The 24,044-nt window shown below is 61.4% G+C and carries 20 protein-coding genes and 2 riboswitches; of the genes, 7 read left to right on the top strand and 13 right to left on the bottom strand.

Features of this window, described 5'->3' with window-relative positions:
* The first annotated feature begins 157 nt into the window (after nucleotides 1-157).
* The gene (gene sppA / locus A6764_RS04555; protein ID WP_035299494.1) at nucleotides 158-1,123 is read left to right on the top strand and encodes a signal peptide peptidase SppA; all 966 of its coding nucleotides are present in this window, start codon (nucleotides 158-160) and stop codon (nucleotides 1,121-1,123) included.
* Nucleotides 1,124-1,143: 20 nt separating this feature from the next.
* On the top strand, nucleotides 1,144-1,725 hold the full coding sequence (locus A6764_RS04550; protein WP_081656458.1) for an RDD family protein: 582 nt from the start codon (nucleotides 1,144-1,146) through the stop codon (nucleotides 1,723-1,725).
* Nucleotides 1,726-2,454: 729 nt separating this feature from the next.
* Here A6764_RS04550 and A6764_RS04545 read toward each other — a convergent pair.
* From A6764_RS04545 to A6764_RS04500, 10 genes are all read right to left on the bottom strand, one after another.
* Nucleotides 2,455-2,754 carry a hypothetical protein gene (locus A6764_RS04545; protein ID WP_141669677.1) on the bottom strand — a complete coding sequence of 100 codons (300 nt, stop codon included), beginning with the start codon at nucleotides 2,752-2,754 and terminating at the stop codon, nucleotides 2,455-2,457.
* 325 nt (nucleotides 2,755-3,079) lie between these two features.
* A complete protein-coding gene (locus A6764_RS04540; protein ID WP_176703284.1) occupies nucleotides 3,080-3,217 on the bottom strand; it encodes a hypothetical protein in 138 nt (45 codons plus the stop codon).
* Between the two features lie 182 nt (nucleotides 3,218-3,399).
* A complete protein-coding gene (locus A6764_RS04535; protein WP_065067227.1) occupies nucleotides 3,400-4,578 on the bottom strand; it encodes an MFS transporter in 1,179 nt (392 codons plus the stop codon).
* A gap of 82 nt (nucleotides 4,579-4,660) precedes the next feature.
* Nucleotides 4,661-6,751, bottom strand: a complete 2,091-nt coding sequence (locus A6764_RS04530; protein WP_065067228.1) for an ABC transporter ATP-binding protein — start codon at nucleotides 6,749-6,751, stop codon at nucleotides 4,661-4,663.
* Nucleotides 6,752-6,766: 15 nt separating this feature from the next.
* The gene (locus A6764_RS04525; protein WP_065067229.1) at nucleotides 6,767-8,515 is read right to left on the bottom strand and encodes an ABC transporter ATP-binding protein; all 1,749 of its coding nucleotides are present in this window, start codon (nucleotides 8,513-8,515) and stop codon (nucleotides 6,767-6,769) included.
* 119 nt (nucleotides 8,516-8,634) lie between these two features.
* Complete coding sequence (locus A6764_RS04520) at nucleotides 8,635-9,231, bottom strand: GNAT family N-acetyltransferase (RefSeq protein WP_065067230.1); 597 nt, start codon at nucleotides 9,229-9,231, stop codon at nucleotides 8,635-8,637.
* 114 nt (nucleotides 9,232-9,345) lie between these two features.
* Nucleotides 9,346-10,389: an S-methyl-5-thioribose-1-phosphate isomerase gene (gene mtnA, locus A6764_RS04515; RefSeq protein WP_264622422.1), complete on the bottom strand. Its 1,044-nt coding sequence runs from the start codon at nucleotides 10,387-10,389 to the stop codon at nucleotides 9,346-9,348.
* Entirely contained in the window at nucleotides 10,386-11,612 is a 1,227-nt protein-coding gene (mtnK, locus tag A6764_RS04510; protein ID WP_065067232.1) for an S-methyl-5-thioribose kinase, read from the bottom strand. Before mtnK ends, mtnA begins: the two co-directional genes overlap by 4 nt.
* Before the next feature lie 182 nt (nucleotides 11,613-11,794).
* Nucleotides 11,795-11,937: riboswitch (SAM riboswitch) on the bottom strand.
* Between the two features lie 90 nt (nucleotides 11,938-12,027).
* Nucleotides 12,028-13,203: an anti-sigma factor gene (locus A6764_RS04505; RefSeq protein ID WP_065067233.1), complete on the bottom strand. Its 1,176-nt coding sequence runs from the start codon at nucleotides 13,201-13,203 to the stop codon at nucleotides 12,028-12,030.
* Nucleotides 13,181-13,696: an RNA polymerase sigma factor gene (locus tag A6764_RS04500; protein ID WP_065067234.1), complete on the bottom strand. Its 516-nt coding sequence runs from the start codon at nucleotides 13,694-13,696 to the stop codon at nucleotides 13,181-13,183. Before A6764_RS04500 ends, A6764_RS04505 begins: the two co-directional genes overlap by 23 nt.
* Nucleotides 13,697-13,829: 133 nt before the next feature.
* On the opposite strand from A6764_RS04500, the gene A6764_RS04495 reads away from it, so the two are divergent.
* The 5 genes from A6764_RS04495 (at nucleotide 13,830) to A6764_RS04475 (ending at nucleotide 18,166) form a co-directional block, all read left to right on the top strand.
* The gene (locus tag A6764_RS04495) at nucleotides 13,830-14,627 is read left to right on the top strand and encodes a hypothetical protein (RefSeq protein WP_065067235.1); all 798 of its coding nucleotides are present in this window, start codon (nucleotides 13,830-13,832) and stop codon (nucleotides 14,625-14,627) included.
* Between the two features lie 167 nt (nucleotides 14,628-14,794).
* Nucleotides 14,795-14,911: riboswitch (SAM riboswitch) on the top strand.
* Nucleotides 14,912-15,087: 176 nt separating this feature from the next.
* Nucleotides 15,088-16,302 (top strand): 2,3-diketo-5-methylthiopentyl-1-phosphate enolase, encoded by a 1,215-nt coding sequence (locus A6764_RS04490; protein ID WP_264622421.1) that lies wholly within the window; start codon nucleotides 15,088-15,090, stop codon nucleotides 16,300-16,302.
* The gene (locus A6764_RS04485; RefSeq protein WP_065067243.1) at nucleotides 16,299-16,976 is read left to right on the top strand and encodes a 2-hydroxy-3-keto-5-methylthiopentenyl-1-phosphate phosphatase; all 678 of its coding nucleotides are present in this window, start codon (nucleotides 16,299-16,301) and stop codon (nucleotides 16,974-16,976) included. Before A6764_RS04490 ends, A6764_RS04485 begins: the two co-directional genes overlap by 4 nt.
* On the top strand, nucleotides 16,973-17,629 hold the full coding sequence (locus A6764_RS04480; protein ID WP_065067237.1) for a methylthioribulose 1-phosphate dehydratase: 657 nt from the start codon (nucleotides 16,973-16,975) through the stop codon (nucleotides 17,627-17,629). Before A6764_RS04485 ends, A6764_RS04480 begins: the two co-directional genes overlap by 4 nt.
* 24 nt (nucleotides 17,630-17,653) lie before the next feature.
* Entirely contained in the window at nucleotides 17,654-18,166 is a 513-nt protein-coding gene (locus tag A6764_RS04475; RefSeq protein WP_065067238.1) for a 1,2-dihydroxy-3-keto-5-methylthiopentene dioxygenase, read from the top strand.
* 71 nt (nucleotides 18,167-18,237) lie between these two features.
* Here A6764_RS04475 and A6764_RS04470 read toward each other — a convergent pair whose 3' ends face one another.
* Genes A6764_RS04470 through A6764_RS04460 form a run of 3 tightly spaced genes read right to left on the bottom strand, consistent with a single transcriptional unit; the run spans nucleotide 18,238 to nucleotide 23,660 of the window.
* Nucleotides 18,238-20,016 carry an acyl-CoA dehydrogenase family protein gene (locus tag A6764_RS04470; protein WP_065067239.1) on the bottom strand — a complete coding sequence of 593 codons (1,779 nt, stop codon included), beginning with the start codon at nucleotides 20,014-20,016 and terminating at the stop codon, nucleotides 18,238-18,240.
* A 43-nt stretch (nucleotides 20,017-20,059) separates the two neighbouring features.
* Nucleotides 20,060-21,238, bottom strand: coding sequence for an acetyl-CoA C-acetyltransferase (locus A6764_RS04465; protein ID WP_065067240.1), 1,179 nt, complete (start codon nucleotides 21,236-21,238; stop codon nucleotides 20,060-20,062).
* A gap of 13 nt (nucleotides 21,239-21,251) precedes the next feature.
* Nucleotides 21,252-23,660 (bottom strand): 3-hydroxyacyl-CoA dehydrogenase/enoyl-CoA hydratase family protein, encoded by a 2,409-nt coding sequence (locus tag A6764_RS04460; protein ID WP_065067241.1) that lies wholly within the window; start codon nucleotides 23,658-23,660, stop codon nucleotides 21,252-21,254.
* Between the last annotated feature and the right edge of the window lie 384 nt (nucleotides 23,661-24,044).

Below are 24,044 nucleotides of genomic sequence, written 5' to 3'. Positions count from 1 at the left end.
TGCAAGCTTAGCCGTACGGACCCGGCCGATTCTTCGCGCCGACTCCCGGAATACCGGTCTGCGCGTCGCCGGGAGCGCCCGTCCCATTTTTTCCAGCGGCGCGCCGATGCGTAGCCGTCAGCGGTGCGGCACATGCTATGTCGTGAGGTGGTTTGTCATGAATCGCAGAAAATGGACGGCGCTGGTCATCGTGCTGGCCGTGTTCGCCCTCGGCCTGACGGTGGAAAGCCTGTTCGGCGGCTATGCGCAGATGGCGAACCATCCGGCGTACGCCATCGACGAAACGGTCGTCTCCGGTGCGGGGACGAGCAAAATCGTGCAGTTGTTTGTCAGCGGGGTCATCTCCAGCGAGCGGACCAACGCCTCCCTCGCCCCGATGACCGAACGGCTCGCCGAACAATTGCGCCGCGTGGAGGAAGACGAGCTGGTGAAAGCGGTCGTCTTGCGAATCGACAGCCCCGGCGGCGAGGTCGTCGCCACCGACGAAATTCACCGGCGGCTGCTGCGCCTCAAACAGACGCGCCGCATTCCGATTGTCGTCAGCATGGGCTCCACCGCGGCGTCGGGAGGGTATTACCTGGCCACGGCCGGCGACACGATCTTCGCCAACCCCAACACGCTGACCGGCAGCCTGGGGGTAATTTTTTCGCTGACCAACTACAGCGAAGCCATCGACAAACTGGGCATTCGGACGTACGCCATCAAAAGCGGCCGCTTCAAGGACATCGGCAGTCCCGCCCGCCCGCTGACCGAACCGGAACGGCACATCTTTCAAACACTGGTGAACGAGAGCTATCAGCGCTTTGTCAACGTGATCGTCCAGGGGCGCAAACTGCCCCGCACACGCGTTTTGCAGATCGCGGACGGACGGATTTACTCGGGCGAACAGGCGAAGCGGTTGGGCCTGGTCGACCGGTTTGGCGACCTGGACGACGCCACCGGATACGCCCTCTCCCTGTCCGGGGAACGGGAGGCGCTGGTCGTGCGCTACACGGACAGCCTCTCCCTGGGCAGCCTGCTGTTCAGCCTGCAGAGCCGCTGGGCCAATCCCGATCCGCTCGGACTGGATCGGATCGTCACCCGCCACGGCTCCCCCCGTCTGCTGTATCAATACATGCCGTAACGGCAAGGAGGTTTTGATCCATGGACGACAAAATCACCCGCCCGTCTGCAGCCGATGACGGGCCGGACAGGCCCCTCCGGCGCACCGGCGACGAGCCCCCCGAATCGCTGCTTGACGCCGATGCAGCGGCGGCAACCGGCACAGTCTCGGGCTTTGCCGGCCCCGACCAGCACGTCGGCAGTCCCTCTTACGCCTTCGCCGGTTTCTGGATTCGCGCGCTGGCCACGCTGCTCGACGGCCTGCTTCTCACCGGCCTCACCCTGCTCGTGTTCAATCCGCTCCGCAGGGCGCTGGGCGTGGAAGCTGCGCTCTTTTCCCTCGTCGACGGGCTGGAAATGCTGGTTGACTTCTTGTACATGATCCTCTTGACCTGGTGGAGCGGCCAAACGCTGGGGAAGGTGATCACCGGCATCCGCGTGATCAGCGCCCGGCAGCCCCGGGGCAACCTGACGATCGGCCAGGTGCTCCTGCGGGAGGTCGTCGGCAAGCTGCTGTCCGGCCTGCCGCTCGGGCTGGGCTACATGTGGGCCGGCTGGCATCCCAAGAAACAGGCCTGGCACGATCTGATCGCCAAGACCTACGTGGTGCGCGAGCGCAGATAGCGCCGGATGCGCCGCGGCAGCGGTTTTGCCGCGCTTCGCGTCTCGCGGTGCCGTGTTTGCATGGGAAACGCGCGTTTCCGCAAGTTCGCGAAGGCATAGGGCGCCAGCTGCAGCGGGATGATATGGCCGTCAGCGGCAGATGAAAAAAAGCGAAGAGATATGGAACGACAAAAATATCTAAACATATTTTTAGGGAGGATAATATTATCCCCCTTCAGTGTGTAGACAAAGTGGCTGCTGGGGGGAGAAGCACGTTTCCGTCATCCGCTCCGTGCTCGCCCAGCAGGGATGCATAGACTGCACGCTCCGCACCGATTTGCGGGGGATCGCCAAAGTCGCATCGCTACGCAGTCCATTCAGAGGTGGCGCTCCTTTTTCCCGCAAATCGCTGCTCCGCTCGGTAGGGCTCACAAGTCGCTCTGCCTGGAAACATGCTTCTCCTCCGATACAATTGGTTTGTCTTCAGTCTATAGGGAGGATAATATTATCCCCCCTTTTGATTTTTAGTCATTTTTCTTTATGTTGTTTCCACTTATACCATACGAGGTTAATTAGAAAAACGACAACCAACTGGATCAGAAAAACTAGTTCATCATTTTTACCATCATAGAAAAACCTAAAAAACAATAGGCTTGACAGTGCAAAGGTAGCAAGAAAGATTAAAGCAATCCTGATAATAGTAAAAATATCCCTGACCAAGTTTTTCATGAATCCAGTTCACACCTTGTGTTACCGTTTTTTTAGGTCAGCAAGTGCCTGCCATTCAATAGTTCCTTTTTTAAAGTCTGCATTCAAATAACCCTCATCATAAGCAATTGCACCAGTCAGACCAGAATTAATCGTGTAGGGAACAGTACCGGTTCCAAAACTGCTCGGAGTGAAAGTGTACTCTTTTATAACGCCAATTGTACCTCCAACGGCGCCATATGTGGTTACAGAAAGTTTTGGTTTGGAAGTAACAGTTGAAACATTGGCACTAGAGTAAATAGTCCCTTTAACTGCACCACCTATGGCGTTCAGACCAACCATGAGGTCATTAGTCCAGACAGTTCCTGTTGCATCTGCCTTAGAAGCCCTTTTTAGTTGTTGCCTCTAGGGTAACATAGACTCTCCTGCAAGAAAATGGAGAGAACAAAACATGACAAGAGCCAGGAAAGATAAGACTATTGTGCGGGGACATCCGCCCGGACACCGGCGCTGTACGGCAGCCGGCGCGCGGCAGACAGCCCCTCCAGGACAGCCCCCCAAACGTAAACATCCCGTACCACGTGGATCGTGATACGGGATGCCTGGTGCAAGCCATGCATTCTCGTCGGCCGGACCGGCCGCGAGCGCGGGTATGTGTGCCGTCGCCCTATCGGACGGTCGCCTGAGGAGCGACGGGAGCGGGCGCCGGTTTGCTGTCATCCGTAAAGAACGGAACGACGACCAGGCTCAGCAGAAAAAACAGAATCCAGATAATCCCCCGTTTGAACACGGATGGCGTAAGCATCGGGTCGACCCCTTTCGGCAAAAAGTGGGACTATCCTTACGTTTCCCCTGCTGTTCTCTTTTTATGCCGGGAGCTCCGCTCATTCTCTGGGTCCACGCCCAATTTGGGGGACTTTCAGCAAAAACGGCCCTTGAGTCCGGCCGCATGACAGCCGCCCCTCCGGCCGCAGAAGGACGCTGCGCCTAGCTTTTTTGGGTATGAAGCCGCATCTTTTCCGGCTGGGGCCGCTGCAGCAGGCAGGCGGCGGCAAAGGCGAGAAGCTGCCCTCCCATCAGCCAGAAGATGGTCCACGGCTCCCACAACTGCATCATGAGACCGTTCACGTTGGGCGCGAGAATGCTGGCCACGCCGAAGTTCACGCCGGCGATGATGCCTGCCGTCGGCACCATGGAAGCCGGCAGGATGTCGGCCGCAAAGGCGAGGCCCAGCGAGTAAAACGACCCGACCGCCGCTCCCGCCAGGGCCAACAGCAGCATCATCCCCCAGACGCTGCTGCCGCTCAGCGGGAACAGCAGAAAGGCAGCCGCCCCCACCAATGCGCAGGCACCCATCACCTGCCTGCGTCCGATCCGGTCGCTCAGCGCTCCCAGCGGCATTTGCAGAATGATGCTGCCTACGACAAACGACGGCAGGATCAGCGACACCCACTCCACCGAGATGCCCGTCCGCAGCGCGTAAACGGGGAAACTGCCGTTGAGCGACGTCTCCATGTATCCGTACAAAAACGACGGAATAAGCGCCAGCCACCCCAGCCGGAAGACGGCAGCGTAGCGGTTTTCCCGCCCTCCATCCGCAGCCGGCGGAACCGGATCCGGAAACGCGTTGCGGATGCGGGCCAGCAGGCAAAACGCCAGCACGTACAGGACCGTGACCGCCGCAAACGGCGCCCAGATCCCGAACGGCAGCAGATTGATCCCCAGCGGTCCGATGCTGAAGCCGATCCCGTACGCCAGCCCGTACAGCGACAAATCCCGTCCCCGCCGCTCTGGCGGCGCGATTTTCGTCACCCACATCTGGCTGGCGTAGTGCAGCGAAGAATCGCCCACGCCCATCAGCAGCCGCAGGCCAAACCAAACGGCCAGATGGGAAAAGAGCGGGAGCAGCACAGTGGCGGCGGTAACCATCAGCAGCCCCCACAAAATGGTGGAACGGTAGCCGATCCGTCTGAGCGGCATCTCCAGCCACGGGGAAACCAGTACCATCCCGATGTACAGGGCGGCCGCGTTCAGCCCGTTGGCCAGGGACGACACCCCCTGCTTTTCCAACAGCACGGCCAGAAGCGGGATGGTCAGGCCCTGGCTGACGCCGGCGATCATCACCACCAGGATCAGTACCCAAAAGGTATAACGCGTTGACGACATGATGCCTGGTAACTCCTCTCGAACTCTCTTCCTTTTCGCATACGCGCATACGCAGCCTTCCCGCCGCGTCAGGGTCACCCCCCTACTGCTCCATCGTCGCAGAGAGACGCCCCTGCTGCAACTGGTACATTTTTTGATACAGCCCGTTTAGGGCCATCAGTTCCTCGTGCGTTCCGCGCTCCACCACTTCGCCGCGCGACAGGACCAGAATCAGATCGGCATGCTGGATGGTGGACAGCCGATGCGCGATGACAAAGGTCGTCCGGCCGCGCGACAGCACATGCAGCGCTTCCTGGATGGCCGACTCCGTTTCGCTGTCGATGCTGGCCGTCGCTTCGTCCAGAATCAGAATGGCCGGATCGGCGGCCAGCGCCCGGGCAAACGAAATCAACTGGCGCTGCCCCGCGGACAGCGTCATGCCCCGCTCCACGACCGGCTCGTCGTACCCCTCCGGCAGGCGGCGGATAAATTCGTCCGCCCTCACCGCTTCGGCCGCCCGCTTCACGTCCTCGTCGGAAATGGCCTCGTTGTACAGCCGGACATTGAAGGCGACGCTGCCCGCAAACAGGAACGGGTCCTGCAGCACCAGACCCACATGGCGTCGCAGCGCCCGGGTGTCCAGTTCGTTCATGTCGATCCCGTCGATGGTGATCCGTCCCCGCGTGACCGGATAAAAGCCGAGCAGCAGGTTCATCAGCGAGCTTTTCCCCGAACCGGTGTGGCCGACCAGGGCCACGGTCTGCCCGGGGCGGGCGGTGAACGAGACGTTTTTCAGCACGTACTCGTCTCCCTGATAGGCAAACGAGACGTTTTCAAACACCACTTCGCCGCGCGGCCGGCCGATCTGGCGGCCGCCCCGCTCCGCCTCGGACGGCGTATCCAGCACGTCAAACACCCGCTGCGCCGATATGGCCGCCTGCTGAAGCTGCGACAGGCGGTTCATGATCATGTTGACCGGTTCGAAAAACCGTCCCATGTAATCGACGAACGCAAACAGCGCACCAAACGAGATGGCGCCGTGAAACGAACGCGACCCGAAGTACCAGACGATGACCGTCAGCGCAATTTTCCAGATCAGGTCAACGGCCGGCCTAAGCAGCAGCGCCTCCAGGTTGTTCTCTTTCAGGCGGACGCGGAAATACTCGTCGTTTACCCGGGCGAACTCCTGCTGCACGCCCGTCTCCCGGCGAAACGCCTGCACCACCGGCATGTTGTGGATCATCTCGTTGATCGTCGTGTTCATGTCGCTCAACCGGCTGCGGATCGCCGCGTAGTAACGGGAACTGTAGCGCTGGTAGACGACGATCAGAACGACCAGGAGCGGCACCGTCAGACAGCAGAACAGGGCCAGCTCCGGCTGCAGCAGAAACAGCGCGATCAGGATGCCGAGGAGGTAGATTCCGTTTTGCACAAACGTGGCCAGCACGCTGACGTACAGCTCGCGAATCGCCTCCGTGTCGTTCGTCACCCGGGAGACGAGCTGCCCCACCGGCGTCCGGTCAAAAAAGGAGACCGGCAGCTTTTGCAGATGGGCGAAGAGCTGCATCCGCATCCGCTGGATGATGCGCTGCGCCGTCGTCTGCAGCGACAAAATCTGAATGTAATTGAACAGGGCGCTGACCAGGATCAGCACCGCATACCCGCCGGCCAGGAACAGAATGGGGAAGATGTCCCGGCTGTACAGGTCCCGGACCTCCGCCGCGAGCAGGCGGACGCCTTCCGTCCGGTCCAGCGTGCGCCCCGCCTGCCGAAGCGTCGCTTCCACCCGTTCCCGTCCGTCTGCGCCGGCGATCGGCCGAATCTGCGTGTCGCCTTCTCCCCTGAGCGGACGGTCCAACAAGTAGTAGGTCGTCCCCTCGGTGACCACCTGTGCCAACGTCCCTTGGGCGGCCGCATCCGGCGGCAGGTCGTCCAGCCAGTCTTCCCGGACGTAATAGCGTCCCGCGATGGGAATGCCGACGCGGTTGCCCTCCCGATCGACCGGCTCGCGTTCGAACCGGTACCAGGTTTTCTGAATGGCCAGGATGTGGTTGTCGATCATCACTTTGGCCAGAAAGGGACCGGCCAGCTCCGCGCCGGTGCCGAGCAACAGCAGCAGCAGGGCTCCCGCAATCTGTTTGCGAAACGGCATGGCGAATTCCGCCAGCCGCCGCCATACGCTTGTCTCGTTCATCGAAAGCCCCCCTCCCTATCCCTGTCCGGCGAAGTACCGTTCCATCTGCTGCCGGCGGTACTGCTCCGCGTACCAGCCGTCCAGCGCCATCAGTTCGTCGTGCGTTCCCCGCTCCACGACCCTTCCTTCGTCCAGCACCAGAATCAGGTGGGCGTGCTGCACGGCGGAGAGGCGGTGGGCGGCGATAATCGTCGTCTTGCCGGCCCGCTCCTCCCGCAAATGGCGCAGAATGCTCTCCTCCGTCCGCGCGTCGACGGCCGACAGGCAATCGTCCAGCACCAGAATATCGGCATTCATCAACAGCGCGCGGGCGATGGAGATCCGCTGTTTCTGTCCGCCGGAAAGGGTGACGCCCTTTTCGCCCACCATCGTCTCCAGGCCTGCCGGGAACTGCGACAGATCGCGCCCCATTTCCGCCAGTTCCAGCGCGTGCGCCACCTCGTCCCGGGTCGCGTCCGGCCGGCCGAACGCCGCATTGGCCGCGATCGTGCGGGAGAAGAGCAGATGCTCCTGCGGCACGTAGGCGATTTTTTCCCGCAAGGCGGACAAGGAAATCCGTTCAACCGGCACGCCGCCGACAAACAGCGACTCCCTCTCCACCGGATACTGGTGCAGCAGCGCGCGGCAGAGCGTCGACTTGCCGCTGCCGGTGCGGCCGACGATGCCGAGCGTCTCCCCTTCCTTCAAAACAAAGCTGACGTCGCGCAGCGCCGGCATCTCCGCTCCGGGATAGCGGAAGGTAAACGAGCGGGCCTCCACCGTGCTTGACGTCAGACGGGTGACGGGCTGCGGCGGATCGGCGACGTCCGGCTGTTCGTCAAACAGCTCCAGCAAACGCTTGTGGGAAGCGCTCCCCCGCTGCAGGATGTTCATCAGCCAGCCAAACGCAAACATCGGCCAGATCAGCAGACCGAGGTACAGATTGAACGCGACCAGGTCCCCGAGCGAGATCGCGCTGGTAAAGACGAGATAGGTGCCGTAGCCGAGCCCGATCAAAAAGCTGAAGCCGATGATGACGGCAATCGTCGGCTCAAACAGGGCGTCGATGCGGGAGACGCTGACGTTTCGCTCCAGCGTCTTTTCGCTTACCCGGCGAAACGCCTCCACGTCCTCCTCTTCCTGGACAAAGGCGCGCAGCACCCGCACGCCGGAGACGGACTGCTGCACGTGGTCGTTCAGCTCCCCGAACGCCTCCTGGGCGAGGTAAAACCGCTCGTGCAGCAATCGTCCGTAGTAGGCGGTCGCCCAGGCCAACAGCGGCATCGGCACCAGCGCCGCCAGCGTCAGCTTCCAGTCGATCGCCACGATCATCACGCTCAGCGTCAGCAGCGTGGCAAACAGCGAGTCGACCAGCGTGAGCACGCCATCGCCCGCCGTCATCTGAATGGCGGGAATGTCGTTGGTGGCCACCGCCATCAGGTCGCCGCTGCGGCGCCGCTGGTAAAACGACGGCGTCATCCGGGTCAGATGGGCAAACAGCCGGTCCCTGAGCGTCCGCTCCAGGATCAGCGCACCCCCATACAGCAGGTAGCGCCAGAGGAAACGAATGGCGTACATCACCAGCCCGAGGCCGAGCAGGATCGCCACGGTCCGGGCCAGGCCGGACGGCGTCAGCGAACCGTTGCGGATCTGATCCACCGTCTGCCCGATCAGGTGGGGCGGCCACAGCATCAGCAGATCGATGACAAACAGAAAGAAAATGCCAACTGCGTATCTTTTCCAATATTTCCGAAAAAACCAGGACAACTGAAGCAAGGTGCGCACGCTGCTCCCCCTTTCGCCGGCTCTCGTTTCAACAAAGAACTCGTTTCAACAAAGAAAGGGATGCGCGTCACGCAACCCTTTTTTCGCTGTTATGATCGTATTTTACCCAAAATTTCTTGTCAATCCAACTTTTTCTTTCGCATCCCGCTCCCGCTCTCGTCCGCGGACGTCCGGCTTCGCCACTCCGCAGCGAGCATGCCGTAGACGGCGTGGTCGACGTAATGGTCGTACAAAAATTCGTTGCTGCGCAGCACGCCCTCCAGCCGGAAGCCGAGTCTCTCGGGAATGGCCCGGCTTTTGTGATTGCCCGTCGCCGCCTGGATGGCGACGCGTTCCAGGTCCCACTCGCCAAACACAAGATGGTCCAGGTAAGCGGCCACCGCCTGGGTCATCAGCCCTTTTCCCTGAAACTGCGCCCCCAGCCAATACCCGATGGACGTCTTCCGGTTGGCCCAGTCGATGCTGTGGACGCCCAGCGTCCCGGCCAGCCTGCCGTTGTACCAGATTCCGTAATGGGTGCCCTGGCGGCGGTGATGCTGGTCAATCGTCAAGGCGATGAACCGGGCCGTGTCTTTCACCTCGCGCACCATGTCGAGCCACGGCAGCCACTGGCGCAAATAGGGCCGGTTGACATCCGTCAGCCAGAACATCTCCTCCGCGTCGGCCGGCTCCAGCTGCTTCAGGCAGGCCTCCGCCGTCATGGGAATGATTTTCATGCCGCTCCTCCTCCAGGAAACGCAAACAGCGCCCGGGGGCGCTTTACCAACGTGGAAAACGGGACCGCCGGGAAAGACGCACCTTCCCAGGGGCGGCCCGGGGGCTGTTTGCCGTTATCGTTTGCAATTGCGGATCTCGTCCGGTTTGTAGATGCCGTTTTCGGTGACGATGGCCGTGATGTAGCGGGCCGGAGTGACGTCAAACGCGGGATTGTACACCTTGATGCCGTCCGGGGCCACCTGTTTGCCCAATCCGTGCGTAATCTCCACCGCCGGCCGCTCCTCGATCGGAATGTCCGCACCCGTCGGCGTGTCGAGATCGACCGAAGACAGCGGGGCCGCCACGTAAAACGGAATGCCGTGCGCGTGTGCCAGAACCGCCACGCCGTAGGTCCCGATCTTGTTGGCGACGTCGCCGTTGGCCGCCACGCGGTCCGTGCCGACGATGACCGCCTGCACCTTGCCCTGGGCCATCACCATCGCCGCCATGTTGTCGCAGATCAGCGTGACGTCGATGCCCGCCTGCTGCAGCTCGTAGGCGGTGAGGCGCGCCCCCTGCAGCACCGGCCGGGTCTCGTCGGCGTACACTTTCAGGTTCCAGCCGCGCTCCTTGGCGAGGTAGAGCGGGGCCGTCGCCGTACCGTAGGCCGCGGTCGCGAGCGCACCCGGATTGCAGTGCGTCAGGATGCCCATGCCGTCTTTCAACAGGGTGAGCAGGTGCTCTCCGATTCGGCGGCACACTTCCGCGTCTTCCCGCTGGATGGACAGGGCTTCGTCCAGAACCGCCGCCTTCAGCTCTGCCACCGGTTTGCCGGCTTCGCGCTGCACGCGGGCCTTGATCCTGTCCAGGGCCCAGAACAGGTTGACCGCCGTCGGGCGGGAAGTGCCGAGGTAGTCGGCCTGCTCGCTCAAATGATGCCAAAACGCCTCAAAATCGTTGGCGTCGCTGCTGCGGACGCCGAGATACAAGCCGTAGGCGGCCGCCATGCCGATGGCGGGCGCCCCGCGCACCTGCAGATGGCGGATGGCTGCCCACACTTCCTCCGAAGTGGTCAGCGTCAGGTAGATCGTTTCAACGGGCAGCCGGGTCTGGTCCAGCAGGACGAGCGCGTCATCCTGCCACTTGACCGGCGCAAATGGCGTGCTGGTCGTTGTCATACTGCAGCCTCCTGGTCGTATCGTGCGGTAACCGTCCGAACGATGTCTGTGATGTCTGTCGATACCTCCACGCCGTTCCGCTCCAGAATCAGCGCCTGGCCGATCGCCAGCGCCAGCCGCTCCGCTTCCGCGCGGGTCTGATCGTCGGCGATGCTGTTCAGGTCGGCGACGCCCGCCAACCCGATGACGCGGCGCAGGATTTTGCAGCCGGCGAAGCCCGCCGCGTCCCGGATCAGCCGCTGCACGTAGCTCTGCCAGAAGCCTTCGGTGTGGGCGCTGCGCTCTTTCGCCTGTTTGTGCCAGAGCTGGACGAACTGGGAGACAAACTCGTTCCAGACGTCTTCCACCGTCGCCAACAGATATTCGCGATAGGCCTCCCGCTTTCCTGTATCCGGCTGCAGGCCGTGCTGGCCCGCGTAGTTCAGCAGCAGGTTGGCGATCACCGCGCCGATGTCGAAGCCGATCGGGCCGTAGTAGGCGAATTCGGGGTCGATCACCTTGATCGACGTCGGCGAAATGAAGATGCTGCCGGTATGCAGGTCGCCGTGCACCAGCGCCTCCGCCCGGGTGAGGAAATCGTACTTGAGCTTGGCGATTTCCAGCTTCAGCGGCTTGTTGTTCCAGATCGCCTCCACCTCCCGCCGGATCAGCGGGTTGAAGCTGTTGGTCGGCGCGTCTTCGTAGGGATCGGTGAAGACGAGGTCTTCAGTAATTTTGCATAATTCCGGATTTATGAATCTTCCGACGAGCGCTTTTTTGTCGTAGGGATGCGCCCCCAAATCGGACGTGTAAAACAGCGTATGGGCGAGAAAGCGGCCGATCTGTTTGGCGAACAGCGGGTAGCGGTTGCCCGCGATCAAGCCTTTTCGCATGATCACGTGGTCGCTGACGTCTTCCATCACCGTCAGGGCCAGCTCCTCGTCAAAGTGATACACCTCCGGCACGAGATCCGGCACGTATTTGTGCTGGATGCGCAGCGCCTCGCTTTCGATCCGGGCGCGGTCCAGCGTGAGCGGCCAGGATTCGCCCACCACGCGGGCGTAGGGCAGCGCCTGCTTGACGACGACGCTTTTGCCCGTCGCTTCCTCCCGGATGTGGAACACCAGGTTGAGATTGCCGTCGCCGATCTCCCGGCTGGTCAGTTCCGCTTCCGCCGCAAACAGGTCCGGCAGTTGTTTTACGTACTGCACTGCTTCTTGTTCGCTCAATGCGCGATACGCCATGGTTCAATTCCCCTCTCCTTCGGCAGATGCCGCTTGTCTTCACATTTCCGGTGTGTCTATTCAGTGGCCGCCGGGCGGCGCGTGAACCGCTGCCGCCTCCAGCCAGAGCATTCCGCACATGCAAAAAGACCTCTTTTCCCGAAGAATAGAGGTCTGTCCGTACGCGTCTGCGTGTCGTCTCCCCCTTATCTTCCAGAATACTTTTGTTTCTGCAGGAATTAGCACCGTGCACGCGCTGCACGTCCGTCGCCGGAAGCGCTCGGACAGCGTCATGTCGGTTGCCGGGTTTCATCGGGCCAGTCCCTCCACCTTCTCTGGATAAGGTATCCAACGTATGCGGTTTTGACGTTTGTTTGAATCATACAACCCCGGTTTCGCGCTGTCAACACCCTTTTTTGGGTGAAATGTCCAGTCTTCACGGACTGGTCCGCTGGCCCGAGGCACTCGGCCGGTCCCAGTTCCACCAGTCGATCCGGCCCACGAAGGCAGCCGTGATCGACGGCTCCTGCCGCAGCTTGAGCAGTTCCTTGACAGGGCCCGTCACGACCGCCCCGTAGAGGCGCACACCGTTCTGCTGCAGGTAGCGGCAGCGTTCCTCGATGCGCAGCCGGTTTCCGGCGGTCACAAGCCGCTCGCCAATGGCGTTCGTCAGCCGTTCCTGTCCCGCGAGATACTCCATTTCCGCCAGGTACGCCCGGGCGCGCCGCTCACCTTCGCCATGTGCCTGAATCGGCGCTTCGCCGTAATCGAGTTCTCTTTCCGCGTATCCCCACACGTCACCGGCCGACAGCAGCAGACTGCCTTCCGCCGCGTCCGGATGGTTTCGCTCCTGCCCCGTGTCCACGGCGAACCAGGTGGTATCCAAGTCGTAGCTGGAAAGCAGGGCGTAGTACTCATCATGGGTCAGCAGCCGGTCAAACGAGACGGCGAGCTGCGCCACCGTTCCCTCTGGCAGCTTTTCCAGCGCGTTCCAGGCGGGATTTCTGCGGAAGGCGCTTTCTTCCCGATCGGCCGCTGACGACGGAAAGAGAAAAAAGAGCCGCTCTTTCCGCAAACCGTCGGTCCATGCCGGCTTCGCGGAAATGATCGAGAAGACGTTGCTGATCGAAAAGGTTCCGGCGTTCTGATCGTCTCCCCCCACCTGTTCACGCAGTTCCATGTTTATCTCCCCGTACAGAAATCCGATTTGCGAACCGCTGCTGCCCACCGTGAGCCCCGGCTGGGTAAAGTGCACCATGTCCCGGGCCACCCGGTAGGTGTCCTCGTGCAAATACCAGCCGATCCACCCGTTGGCAAACATCAGGACCGCCCCGACGAGAAGCGAGATGCCCACCGTGTAAGCCGCGTTGCCCAGCCTGTGGCGCCATTTGCTGCGGCGGAGGATGGCGCGCTGCGTCTCTTCGGACAGCACGTCCGTTTCTCTCTCCTCCTGTCCGCCGCTGCCCAGCAGCAGCTCCTCCAATCGTTCCGCATACAGCTCGTCCGCTGCGATCCTCGCACGGAAAGAGGCGGCTTCTTCCTCCGTCATTTCACCGCGCAGATATGCCAGCAGTTCCCGTTCCCGCTCTTCATTTGCCTTGTCCGTCGTCATGTTCATCCCTCCACATTCTGCGTAGTGTTTGCCGCCCGCGAAACAATGAGCGCTTTACGTCCGCCGCGTCGATGCCCAGCACCTCGGCGATTTCCGCGTAGCTGAGCTGTCCGCAATGCAGCAGGATCACCTGTTTTTGCTTCTCCGGCAGCCGGTCCAGGCACGTCCGCAGCGATGACCACGCCTCTTGGCTCAGCAGCGCCCGCACCGGGTCCGCCGCCGCCCCGTCCGGCTGTTCCGGGATCGTCTCCACCAATCGCCACGGACGCTTCTTCCGCCTCCGATGCCAGTCCACAAACGTGTGGTAGGCCGCCTTGAACAGCCAGGGGCGCACCTTTTCCCCCCGGTAGGCATCCAGGTATTGATACGCCCGGAAAAAGGTCTCCTGCGTCAGGTCTTCCGCCTGCACCCGGTCACCGGTCAATCGGCAGAGGTAGCGGTATATGTCGTTGACGTACAAGCGGTACACGTCTTCCAGTCCGACCTTTTCCACGGATTCACACCCTTTCACTCCTATCCACGCACATGGCGGGAAAAAGTTCCACCGCGCCGCAGCATTTTTTCAAAAGATTGAGGTTTATGGTAAAATAAGGGGTATTATAACACGGTGTCCAAGGAGCGATTTGATGGGTTATGGCATCGACCTGCTGGAGCACGTGCGGGCATTGGAGCAAAAAATTATACGGGAAGGACTGGACAACCCGCTGGAGTATATCCATTTCCGGTTTGCGAACAATAGCTTTCGCTACTGGAACACGCCGCCCGACCTGCACGTCTTTGCCGAGACCGGCTGCGACGGCATTCATTACGGCTTTCTGACCGATTTCGGCCGCATCACAGACCTGACAGAGGCGCCCATTGTCTGCGTCAGCCCGACGGACGACCCATCCTTGCGCATTATCGCACGCAATCTGGAAGATTTTTTCCGCCTGGTTGTGACGATCGAATCCGCAGGCGACCTTGGCAGTCTGGTGTCCGTCCGCACCCCACAGCAATGGGAACGGTATTGGGCCAATCTCGCAGAAAGTCGGCATGAGGAGTCAACAGACACGCAGTTACGAAACTACTTTCAGCGTCGCCAGACCGTTTTGCATCACATGCGGACAGACCTGGGCCTTGAACCGATTCCCGGCGTCATGCGGTATCTGAACGACCTGGAGAGCGAGCGCCGGTCCGCAGGCTGGATTCCGACCATCGACGGGTTGGGAGTCGTGCCAATTGACGGAAAGCCCGCTGCTGATTACGTGTTCCCGTTTGCCGGCACCAGCAGGGATCACATACCGCTGGACGACATACGCGCCTATCTGGCCGCCGCTCCGCCTGCACACCGATGCGCGTTTGTACGCGATGCCATCTTCTGGTGGGGGGTGGACGAAACGTCCGAACTGTGGCCGCTTCTCCAAAACGTGCACGTACAGCGCTGAACCGGCGCAAAGGCCGCGCTCAATACGGCCGGACGAACCCAGGCCGCGCACCCTGCCGGCTTTTCAACAGCGCCGCACATTTCCCCCAATCAAGGGTTGACTCCCTGAGAGGAACGTCATATCATGGGGGTATCTACCAAGCAAAACCGCATAGCGAACGATTCACACTCTTATCGCGAGCTGGCTGAGGGACTGGCCCTATGATGCCCGGCAACCGGCGCTTTCCAGGCAGGGAGGCGTAACGGTGCTAAATCCTGCGGAAATGTTTTTCCGAGAGATGAGAGGAGACGCTGACTGAACGACAACCGCCTCCCCTCCTCCATGGGGAGGTTTTTTGTTGGAACACAGCGGCCCCGTCGGCTCGCCCGCGGCACCTCCCCGGGGCAGCGCGGGCAATCGCCGGGACAGCGTGAAGGACCCGGCGGCCGGGAGGGCACAACAAAGGAGGATCATCCCATCCATGAACGAACAACGCATCCTCGTCACCTATCTGACACAAGCGAAAGACCTGCGAAAAAAAGCAGAGGGGATCGCCGTCGGGATGACCGTCGGCACCTGGACCGACCTGCCTGCCGCCAAACAGGCGGAACTGAAACCGTACCTGGGCGAAGCGGTGGACACCCAACCGCTGGAGACGCGGGAAAACGGGGAAACGCGCGGCCTGATCACCGTAAGCTATCCGGTGCGCAACTTTACCGCCGACATCCCGTCGCTGTTGACCGGCATCTTCGGCAAGCTCTCCATGGACGGCAAGATCAAGCTGATCGACGTGCAGTTCCCGGAAGCGTTCCTCAACGGCTTTCCCGGCCCCCGCTTCGGCATCGACGGCCTTCGCGAACGGCTCGGCGTGCATGACCGCCCGCTCCTGATGAGCATTTTCAAGTCCTGCCTGGGAATGCCGTTTGACGATCTGAAAGCCCAGTTCCGCGCCCAGGCGCTGGGCGGCGTGGACCTGGTCAAGGACGACGAAATCTTTTTCGCCGATGACCGCGCCCCGTTTCTGGAGCGGATCAAGGCGTTCAAGCAGATTGCCGCGGAAACGGAAGCACAGACCGGCAAACCCGTCCTCTATGCGGCCAATCTGACCGGTCCGGTGCACGAGTTGAACGAGCGGGCCAAGCGGGCGGTGGAGGCCGGCGCCGACTGCCTGCTGTTCAACGTGCTGGCGTTCGGCTTCGACGCTCTGCACCGCCTGGCAGCCGATCCGGACGTCAGCGTGCCGATCATGGCCCATCCGGCGCTGGCGGGCGCGTTCTACCCGTCGCCCGACTACGGCATCGCCACGCCGCTGCTCTTGGGCAAACTGATGCGGATCGCCGGCGCCGACCTGGTGCTCTTCCCGTCGCCGTACGGCAGCGTGGCCCTGGACAAAGCGGAAGCCCTGCGCCTGGCGGAGCATCTGACCGCTCCCCTGCACGGCATGCGGCGCGCCTTCCCGGTCCCGTCCGCGGGCATTCACCCCGGCCTGGTGCCGCAACTGTACGAAGATTTTGGACAGGATCAGGTGGTCAACGCCGGCGGCGGCATTCACGGCCATCCCGGCGGGGCGACGGCGGGCGGACGCGCGTTTGTGGCCGCCATCGAAGCGGTCGTCGCCGGACGCTCGCTCGCCGACGCGGCAGCCGAGTCGCCGGAACTGGCGGCAGCCCTGGAGAAATGGGGGAGCGGACGATGACCAGATCACTCGTGCTGTTCTGCGACTTTGACGGCACCATTACGGAAAAGGACAACATCGTCGCCATCATGCGCCGCTTTGCTCCCCCGGAGTGGGAGGCGCTGACGGAAAAGATCCTTTCCCAGCAGGTGAGCGTCCGCGAAGGCGTGGGCCAGCTGTTTCAGCTCCTCCCCTCCTCGCTCAGGCAGGAGATTGTCGACTTCATCGTGGGCGAAGCAGTGATCCGCCCCGGCTTTGCCGAATTCGTCCGCTTTTGCCGGGACGAAGGCATCGAGCTTTTGATCACCAGCGGCGGCATCGACTTTTTCGTGGAGCCGATCCTCGCCCCGTTTGAGCTGAACGTGCCCATCTACTGCAACGGCAGCGATTTCAGCGGCGAGCGCATCACCATCACCTGGCCGCACCGCTGCGACGAACACTGCGACAACGACTGCGGCATGTGCAAAACGACGATCATCCGGCGATACGATCCGGACCGCCACTTCCGCGTGGTCATCGGCGATTCCGTCACCGATCTGGCGGGTGCCAAGATTGCCGATTTCGTCATCGCCCGTTCGCTGCTCGCGCAAAAATGCGCTGAACTGGGCCTGCCGCATCGGACGTTTGCCACCTTCCACGACGTCATCGCCATTTTGCAGGATTTACGAACCCAACAGGAGGTCGGCTCACCATGACAGTCACACTGGAACAACGCGCAGACGCGTTTCGCCGGCTGGACGAAGCGAAGCTGACGTTTGCCCGCCGCGACTGGTTTCCCGGTACCAGCGGCAATCTCTCGATCAAGCTCTCCGACGATCCGCTGCAGTTTGCCGTGACGGCCAGCGGAAAAGACAAGACCAAGCTCTCCCCGGAAGACTACCTGGTGGTCGACGGGGAGTCCCGCCCGGTCGAACCGACAGCGCTCAAGCCCTCGGCGGAAACGCTGATCCACGCCGTGGTCTACAAGCGCATTCCGCAGGCGGGCGCCTGCTTCCACGTGCATACGGTGTGGAACAACCTCGTGTCCGAACTCTACTTCGGGCAGCGCGCCTTTTCCATTCAGGGGCAGGAACTGATCAAGGGACTGGGCATCTGGGAGGAAAACGCCTGCATTACCATTCCGATTGTCGAGAATTTTGCCCACATTCCGACACTGGCGGCCGCGATCGACAAAGTGATCACGCCCGATGTCCCCGGCGTGCTGATCCGCAACCACGGCATCTATGCCTGGGGCGCCAACGACTTCGAGGCGAAGCGCCACCTGGAGTCGTTCGAATTCCTGTTTGAGTACCACGTGCGCTGGCTGCAGCTTCGCCAGACCGCCGTGTCCTTCACACATACCAGCTAAAATCATTGGAGGAGGTATTGTATCATGGCAAAAGTTCGTTTTCACGACAACAACGAGTACATTACGGCACCGGAGGAGGTTTCTACATTCCTGCAAACCCAAGAAATCATCTATGAACACTGGGGGGTGGACCGCCTGGATGCCAACCTGCGCGACAACTACAACCTGACCGACGAGGAAAAGCAGCAGATTCTCGACGCGTTCCGCCCGGAAATCGACGACATCAGCAAGCGGCGCGGCTATCTCACTGCCGACATCATCGTCCTCTCCGACCAAACGCCCAACCTGGATGAGCTGCTGGTCAAATTTAAAGCGGAACACCATCACACCGACGACGAGTGCCGCTTCTGCGTGGACGGCCACGGCATCTTCGCGATCAAAGGCAAGGACGGCCGCTACTTTGACGTGGAAATGGAGCCGGGCGACCTGATCTCCGTCCCGTCCTACTACCGCCATTACTTCACGCTGATGGACGACCGCAAGATCAAGGCGATCCGCCTGTTCGTCACTCCGGCCGGCTGGGAAGCGATCTACTAAACCGGAAACGATGAAACGATGAAACGATGAAGCCGAGGGGCGTCCCCCTCGGCTTCTTTCCTTTTCGTAAGTTACAGCACGTACCCGTCCGCTTCGATGACGCGGTCGGCGATGACCCGTTTCAGGTGGACGGTGTTGATCGGCGTCCGGCGGGTCAGCTTTTTCAGGATGGACAGGCGCATGCGGAGATCGTCGCCTTCCTCCATCGCCGCCAGCGCCTCTTTTGCCCAGGCCTCGATCCTGTCAAACGCTTCGTGCACGTACACGGTGGCGAGATCCAGCTTTTGCCGCTCTTTCTCCACGCCGTTTTTCGCGATCGCTTTTTCCGTCCGCTTCACGACGCTGTCCATCGCGTACAGCTCGATCAGCATGTCGGCGGCCAGCGCCAAGAGCTCCTGCTCCTTGGCAATCGCCTGCTGGTACTTCATCAGCGCGGAACCGGCCACCATCAGGATGATCTTGCGGGTCATCCCGATCAGGTGTTTTTCCACCGCCAGCGGCGCTTCCTCGATTTCTTCCGGATAGTAGCTCATCAGCTCTTCCTGCAGGCCGGCGGCCGCTTGCAGCAGAGGCAGTTCCCCTTTCATCGCCTTTTTCACCAGCATGTCGGGGATCAGCAGGCGGTTGATTTCGTTCGTTCCTTCGAAAATGCGGTTGATGCGGGAATCGCGGTACATGCCCTCGATCTCGTATTCCTGGATAAAGCCGTATCCGCCGTGGATCTGTACGCCCTCGTCCACGCAGTAGTCCAGCACTTCCGAAGCAAATACCTTGTTGATGGAGCATTCGATCGCATACTCGGCAATGGCCTTGGCCACTTCACGGCCGTCCTCCGCCTTCTCGCCAAGAGCGGAGAGGGCGGCATCAAACAGTCCGACCGTGCGGTACACCGAGGATTCCGCAGCGTAGATCTTTGCCGCCATGGTGCCCAATTTGTTCTTGATGATGGTGAAGTTGGCGATTGGCGTTTTGAACTGCCTGCGTTCCTTGGCGTAGGTGGTCGCCAGATGGAGGGCGTGTTTCGCGGAGCCAACCGTTCCGACGGCCAGTTTGTACCGCCCGACGTTCAGGATGTTGAACGCGATCACGTGCCCTTTCCCCGGCTCTCCCAGCAGGTTCTCCACCGGGACGCGAGCGTCTTCGAGAATGAGCGGACGGGTCGAGGAGCACTTGATGCCCATTTTCTTCTCTTCCGCGCCGACCGATACCCCCGGGAAGTCGCGCTCCACGATGAACGCGGAGAAATGTTCCCCGTCAATTTTCGCATAGACGATGAAGACATCGGCAAAACCGGCGTTTGTGATGAACTGCTTGGTTCCGTTCAAAATGTAATGCGTGCCGTCTTCGGACAATTTTGCCGTGGTTTTGGCGCCGAGCGCGTCGGAACCGGAGCCCGGCTCCGTCAGGCAGTACGCGGCGATCCGCTTTCCGGTGGCGAGATCGGGCAAATAGCGCTGCTTTTGATCTTCATTGCCGAAGTACACGATGGGCAGGGAACCAATGCCGACGTGCGCCCCAAACGTAATCGCAAACCCGCGCCCCAGTGCAAATTTTTCTCCCAGCAGAGCGGAACTGATCTTATCCAGGCTGAGACCTCCGTACTTCTCCGGCACGTCCGCTGCCAGAAGGCCCAGTTCCCCCGCTTTCTTCAACAGCGATACGGACAGCTCGAAGTTTTGGTGCTCCAGCTCTTCCATGTGCGGGCGCACTTCGTTACGGATGAAATCCTCCGTCGTCTGCGCGATCAGTTTCTGCTCGTCGGTGATTTCCTCCAGCGCGAACACGTCGTCCGGCGAACCGGCATTGATCAGGAAGCTGCCGCCGCGGATCAGATCTTTCGTTTCAGCCATCGTATCCCTCTCCCTTTTTCAAAATTGGGGTGTTCCACCGTGCTTACAGCATTTCGAACACGCCGGCGGCCCCCATGCCGCCGCCGATGCACATCGTCACGACGCCGTACCTGCCGCCGCGCCGCTTCAGCTCGTTCAACAGGGAAACGGTCAGCTTCGCCCCGGTGCAGCCCAGCGGATGGCCCAGGGCAATGGCGCCGCCGTTGACGTTTACCTTTGCCGGGTCGAGGCCCAGTTCGCGGATCACGGCGAGCGACTGGGAGGCAAACGCCTCGTTCAGCTCGAACAGATCCACGTCGGCCACGCTCAATCCGGCCATGTTCAGCGCTTTCGGAACGGCGACGACAGGACCGATCCCCATCACGTCGGGATCGACGCCGCCAACCGTGAACGAGCGGAACCTGGCGATCGGACGAATGCCCAGACGGTCCGCCTTTTCCGCCGACATCACCAGCACGGCGGCCGCGCCGTCGCTCGTCTGCGAAGAGTTTCCGGCCGTGACCGTGCCCTGCACGTGAAACACCGGCTTCAGCTTGGCCAGCGCTTCCAGCGAGGTGTCGGCCCGCACGCCCTCGTCCGTGTCAAAGACGCGCTCCGTGACGTGCAGCCTGCCGTCCTCGTCCACGCGGTGCTGCTTTACCGTCAGCGGCACGATCTCGTCCTGGAACTTGCCGGCGGCGATGGCGGCCGCGGCCCGCTGATGGCTTTGCAGCGCGAACGCGTCCTGGTCCTCGCGGCTGACGCCGTAGCGCTTTGCCACTTCCTCCGCCGTGTGCCCCATGCCCATGTACGCTTCCGGCATCGTCTCCATCAGCGTCGGATTGAGCGCCACCTTGTGGCCGGCCATCGGCAGCAGGCTCATGCTCTCCACCCCGCCGGCCACGATCACGTCGGCCCCGCCGGCAATAATCTGATGGGCGGCGTAGGCGATGGTCTGCAGGCCGGACGAGCAGAAACGGTTGACGGTAATGCCGGCGACGTTGGTCGGCAGCCCGGCGCGCAGGCCGATCAGGCGGGCCATGTTCATCCCCTGCTCCGCTTCCGGCACGGCCGTCCCGATGATCACGTCCTCGATCTCGGCCGGGTCGAGCTCGGGGACGCGGCGCAACAGATCGCTCACGACCGCGGCGCCCATGTCGACGGGATGCACGTCCTTCAGGCTGCCCCGCTTCGCTTTTCCGACCGCGGTGCGGGCGCCGGCGACGATCACTGCTTCTCTCATGTCTTTCCCCTCCCTAGTTACGCAATGGCTTGTTCTTCGTCAGCATGTGCTGCATGCGCTGCTGCGTCTTGGGCGTCTTGATCAGCTCGAGGAACGCCTGGCGCTCCAGCTCCAGGATGTACTGCTCCGTCACCTCGGTGCCGGCCGGCACGCTGCCGCCGGCCATGACGTAGGCGATCTTGCTGGCGATCAGTTCGTCGTGATCGCTGATGTAGCCGCTCTTTTTCATCGTGTAGATGCTTTGCCGAAGGGTGGCGTAACCCGATTCGCCGATGACGCGGATCTTGCGCGGTCGCTGCGGCGTGTACCCTTCTTTGACCATCGCCAAAACGAGCTGCTTGGCGTCGTAGAGGAGGTGATCCGGATTGATGCTGATCCGGTCGCTCGGGCGCAGGTAGCCCAGGTTGATCGCTTCCCTGCCGCTGGTGGAGACTTTGGCCATGGCGATCGTCTCGAACGCGCGGGCCACGAACGGGAACGGGTCAACCGGCACGGTGCCGCCTTCCGGCACATTTTCCATCGCCCGAAACAGCATCTCCTTGGTGCCGCCGCCGCCGGGCAAGAGGCCCACGCCCACTTCCACCAGCCCCATGTAGGTCTCGGCGGACGCCTGCACGCGGTCGGCCAGGAAGCAGATTTCCACGCCGCCGCCGAGCGTCATGCCGAACGGCGCCGCCACGACCGGACGGTGCATGGTGCGCAGCGCGTGCCCCACCTTGTGAAACTGTTTGACCAACATGTCCAGCTCGAACCAGTTTTCGTCCTGCGCCTCCATCAAGGCCAGGCCCAGGTTCATGCCGACGCAGAAGTTTTTGCCCTGGTTGCCGATCACGAGACCGAGGAAGTTGCGCTGCACCTCTTCCGCCGCGAAGGCTGCCATCTGCAGCACGTCCATGCCCAGCGCGTTGTGCGGAGAGGTAAACTCCAGGCAGGCTACACCGTCGCCCAGGTCCACCAGCGCGGCGCCCGCGTTTTTCCTGATCAGCCGGCCCTGCTCCTTGAGCGCCGCCAGGTTGATCCGCTCTTTGTTCTCCTCGACGTCCTTGTATCGGCCGCCGACGGCAAACGCAGCCACGCGCCCGTCCTGTTTCTGATAGAACGAGGTCTTGCCGCTCGCCAGCAGTTCCTCCACCAGCGGCGGGATCGTCTCGCCCTCTTCGCGCATGCGGGCCACCGACTTTTCCACGCCGATCGCGTCCCAGGTCTCAAACGGTCCCAGCTCCCAGCCGAAGCCCCATTTCATCGCCCGGTCGACGGACACGATGTCGTCGGCGATTTCGTAAGCCTTGGCCGCGGAGTAGAGCAGCACTTTCTTGAAGACGCTCCAGAGGAACTCGCTTCCCTTGTCCTTTCCGTACACAAGCGCTTTCAGTTTTTCCGGCAGCGTCTTCGCCGTCTTGGCCGCCTCCAGCGACGGAAACTTCGCCTTGACGCGCGGACGGTATTCCATCGTGTGGTAGTCGAGCGCGAGAATGTCCTTGCCTTCTGCCGTTTTTACCTGCTTGAAGAAGCCCTGCCCCGCCTTTTGGCCGATCCAGCGCTTTTCCACCATCTCCAGCACGAAGGACGGCACTTCGAAGACCGCTTTTTCCGCGTCATCCGCGCTCTTGTTTTTCACGTTGTTGGCCACGTGCACGTACGTGTCCAGCCCGACCACGTCCAGCGTGCGGAAGGTGGCGCTCTTCGGACGGCCGATGACCGGACCCGTCAGCGCATCCACCTCGTCGACGCCCAGTCCGAGCCGCACCATCTCCTGGATCGAGATCTGCAGGCCGTAAGTCCCGATGCGGTTGGCGATGAAGTTGGGCGTGTCCTTGCAGAGCACCGTACCTTTGCCCAGCACGAACTCGCCGAAGCGCATCATGTAGTCCACGATCGCCGGGTCCGTGTCGTTCCCGGGAATAATCTCAAGAAGTTTCAGATAACGAGGCGGATTAAAAAAGTGCGTGCCCAGAAAATGCTTGCGGAACTCGTCGGAACGTCCCTCGCTCATCTCGTTGATGGAGACGCCCGACGTATTGGAGGAGACGATGGTGCCCGGCCTGCGGTGCGCCTCGACCAGTCCGAACACCTTTTTCTTCACGTCGAGGTTTTCCACGACCGCCTCGATGATCCAGTCAGCGTCGCCGAGGTACGACAGGTGGTCTTCCATGTTGCCGACGGTGATCAGGTCGAGGTTCGCCTTGTCGTAGAGCGGAGCCGGCTTTTCCTTCAGCAGCCGGTCCTTGCCGGCCTGCGCGATGCGGTTGCGGACGACGGGATCAGCCAGCGTCAGCCCTTTTTTGCTCTCTTCCTCTGTCAGCTCACGCGGCACGATGTCCAGCAGGTAGACGGGGATGCCGACGTTGGCCAGATGCGCGGCGATGCCTGCTCCCATCACGCCGGAACCGAGCACGGCCGCTTTGCGAATGTTGCGTTCCATCCATTACCCTCCTCACTAAGAAATGGGGTCCCTGCGAAAAAAGGCGAAACAGTCCGAACTCGCAGAGTTTTTTGTGAATGAATTCTACTTGTTCAAAAGGTATTCCTGTTTTTCGCCGCACATGTCACCCCTTGAATGAATGCTCATTCATTTTGCTGGTGTAAAAAAACACCCCACCGTAAAAGCCCTCGGTCAACGTGAGATGTTTGGCGATTCAGACGAAACTGAATGATCGCTCAGTTTCATTGTAATCGAAAAGGAGAGCGGTTGCAATCTTCATTTGCCGATTTTTCCCGCTCTCCTCTTCCTGGACGCTTCTCAACCCGCCGCAGCGGACAAAGACAGGGCAGGCGGCGAAAGAAGCGGCCGCACCTGCCTTTCTGC

This window comes from Brevibacillus sp. WF146 (assembly GCF_001673705.2).
GTDB classification, from domain to species: Bacteria; Bacillota; Bacilli; order Brevibacillales; family Brevibacillaceae; genus Brevibacillus; species Brevibacillus thermoruber.
The sequence above is the reverse complement of the archived record's forward strand: the minus strand, read 5'-3'. Positions and strand labels throughout refer to the sequence as shown.